This window comes from Oscillochloris sp. ZM17-4 (genome assembly GCF_019599295.1).
Taxonomy (GTDB): Bacteria; Chloroflexota; Chloroflexia; order Chloroflexales; family Chloroflexaceae; genus Oscillochloris.
In genome coordinates this window covers 1-3,171 of sequence record NZ_JAIEWN010000127.1, presented here as the reverse complement: position 1 = coordinate 3,171, position 3,171 = coordinate 1, and the positions used below count along the sequence as shown (strand labels likewise).

At 73.3% G+C, this 3,171-nt stretch carries 1 protein-coding gene and 1 pseudogene; both read left to right on the top strand.

The genetic code is table 11. The annotated features are described in order from the left end of the window. Positions 1-2,079: pseudogene (locus K2Z83_RS28080) on the top strand (hypothetical protein); the annotation flags it as partial. 11 nt (positions 2,080-2,090) lie between these two features. Next, positions 2,091-3,171 (top strand): hypothetical protein (locus K2Z83_RS28075; RefSeq protein WP_220598481.1); only part of this gene is annotated, 1,081 nt, incomplete at its 3' end.

Sequence of the window (3,171 nt, the reverse complement as noted above, 5' to 3'; positions counted from 1 at the left end):
CCCGCCAGCTGCCCGGCGGCGGGCGGTGGCCCTGGCTCCCTGCTCCCCCGCCACACCGGCGGGCTGGAGGGCGACCGGGTGCTGCGCCCCGACGAGTTGGCCGCCGCCTACCTCTACGCCGGTGCGGCCGACATCCACTGCGACTACGCCGCCGGCGGCCAGATTGCCGGCCTCCCGGCGCAGTGGGCCGACGCTCCCCCTGGCTACGCCCACGCCGACGACATCGGCGACCAGGAGGTGGGCGACCGCCAGCTGTGGAAGGACGCGCTCACCAACGGGATCATCCGGCTGTTCCTCGGCCTGTTCGTCTCGCTCCTGGCCCTGGTCTACTACGCCGCTCACCTGGTCTTCACGCTGGCCCTGGTCGCGCTGTGGGTGGGCATCCCCTTCGGGTTGCTGTTTGGCATGTTCCAGCACGACTTCGGCTGGGCCGGGGAGTATTTCAAGAGCGCCTTCGACACGCTGAAGAACAGCTGGGTTACCTCCTTCATCATCGGCCTGCTCACCGCCGGCCTGATCGCGGCCGCCCAGAGCGGCAACGCCAACGTGTTCGCCGGTATCGCCACCGGCACGCTTGTCTTCCTCATCTTCACCTTCTTCAACGCCCTGGGGACGCTCAGGGGCGCGCTGGGCGCGCTGACATCCATCGCTGGTGGGGTGATGGGCGGCGGGGCGCAGGCGATGGGCAGCGCGATGAACATGGCGGGCGGTGCGGCGATGGGACTGGCGACCGGCGGCGCAAGCACGGCGCTGGGCGCGATGGGCGGGGTGGCGAGGGCGGCAGGTGCAGCCGGGCGGATGGGTACGGTTGCCAACGCTGCGACCCGCGAGAGCGGCAGCCGGGCCTACGGCATCGCCGCCGCGATCGGCAGCACTGGCGTGGGGATGCAGGTCGGCGAGTTTGCCCGTCAGATCGGCGTGCTGCGCGGCCCCGGCGGCGATGCCGTCCTCGACGCGATGCGTGCCGGACACGCCTCGCGGACGAGCATGCGCGCCTTCAACCAGCGGGTGCGGGGCAGCGCGAAGACCGGCACCACACTCGACCAGGCCCGCGCCGACGCCGCGAATCTGGCTGCGGCAAAGGAGGCCGCCAAGCGACAGCGGCAGGCCGATGTGGCCGCACAGCGGGCGGATACGGGCCAGCTCGACCAGCTTGACCAGCTCCGCGAGGGGAACATGGCCCAGCGTGGGGTTGCCGCTGCCCGCGCCCTCCCCGGCGTGATCGGGGCCGGCGCGCGGGCAGCCGGTGCCGCCACGGCGGCGGCCAGGCGCGGGCTGAACGCGGCGACATCCGAGGACCCCGCCTTGGCAGCTATCGGCGCGCTCGCTGCCGGCGGGTCTGCCGTGGGCCGCACCGTCAGGGGCGGCGCCTATCGCGCCGGTGTGGCGCTCAGATCCGGCGGGCGCGCCGTGGCGCGAACCACGGGCGCAGCAGCCAGAACCGCCCGGCGAAGCGTCGATCCGAACGACCGTTTCGCCGCCGCCTGGCGCCTGGGCGAGCAGGGCAACCTTCAGCGCGTGGACGACCCGGAGCAGGCCACCCCGCCCGAGGGTGCCCGCCGCAGCGCCTTCTCCAATGAGGAGCTGCGTGACCAGCTGCGCGCCGGCGCGACCGTGCGCTTCCACGAGGATCGTACCGCGAGCCTGTGGGGCGGGGCACCGCCGGACGCCCCGGCTACGGACCCCCAGGGTGAGGATGTCCCTGTGCGCGACCTCGGCACGGTGGCCGGCTGGGTGCAGCGGCAGGCGGATGCGCCCCCCGCTGCAGATGCGGCGGATGCCCCCCCTGCTGATGGCGAGGTGCCGGTGCGGATGATCGCCCCTGCGCGACCCAGCCCGCCCCCTCGCCACGCCGCAGATCGCCCGCCGACGCGCCCCGCGCCGCAGCCGGCAGAGCCACCGGCCGAGCCAGCACTGGCGGTGCCCGAGGCGACCCTGACCGCGATGCGCGCCCAGCACCCGCCACGCCCCCGGCGTATCCGACCGGCGATGCCCGCACCGAGCGGCCCACGCCCGACGCGCACCACCCCCTCCAGCTATTTCTCGGATGTGGATCCATCAAAGCACTTTGGCGATTAGGAGCACCTTCGATGGTTCGTGCCGCTGCATACACTCCACCACGCGCCCGTTGGCTGATCGGCCTGGCGCTCATTATCCTGCTGGCATCGGCCGACCTTGCCGCCACGCCCCCGCACGCGGTGGGAGCCCAGGGCATCGCGCCAACGACCACGCCGACCCCGCAGGCCGACGCGCGCCCCGATAGCTGCGAGCCGAACAACGACCAGGCCCACGCCTGCCGGCTCGCCCTGGACGCCGTGAGCGGCCCGTTCACCTTCCTGCCCGAGGGTGACGTGGATGTCTACAGCGTCTTCCTCGGCGCGCAGCCGGACGGCATGCAGACCACGATCACTCTGCGTGCGACCAGCGGGCTGGATCTCTACACCACGGTCAGCCGGGCCGAGGGCGGCGCGGCACTGGCCACTATCGCCAGCCCGACCATCTCCACCACCCTGGCCGCCGACGTGACCGGCTGGGCCGTGCTGCGCGTCGAGAACCGTGGCGCGGCGATCGCCACTGGCCAGAGCTACCGGGTCGAGCTGCGCCGCACCCTCCCGCCCGCCCCCGCCATCGCCCCGACCGCCAGCGGCCCCGCGGGGCTGGTCCGCGACCCGGCCACCCCCGACGCCCTGGAGAATAACTGGAGCCCCGAGACCGCCGCGCCCATCGCCGTCGGCGTGCTCTACGAACTCAACTTCGTCTGCCCGGTGCGCGACGGCTGCCCCGGCGGCGACCACGACTACCTGCGCTTCGAGGTGAAGGCTGGCGGGCGCTACCTGATCTCCACCTTCGACCTGGCCGATGGCGTGGACACGGTGCTCGATCTCTTCTGGTGGAGCGCCGAGGCCGGCTGGCAGCTGCTCACCGCTAACGACGACGAGCGGGCCGGCGCCGCCTTCCTGAGCACCATCCGCTGGCAGGCGCCCGCCGATGGGATCGCCCTCATCCGGGTCGGCCCGCGATCCGGCGGCCTGAACCCCATCCTCAGCGGCGCCCCGAGCTACCGGCTCGCGATTGCCCTGGCCGGCAGCCCACTGGCCGACCAGCTGGAGGCGCGAATCGCCCAGCAGACCAATCAACCACCAACCCCGGCACCGACTGAGGCAGGGGCGG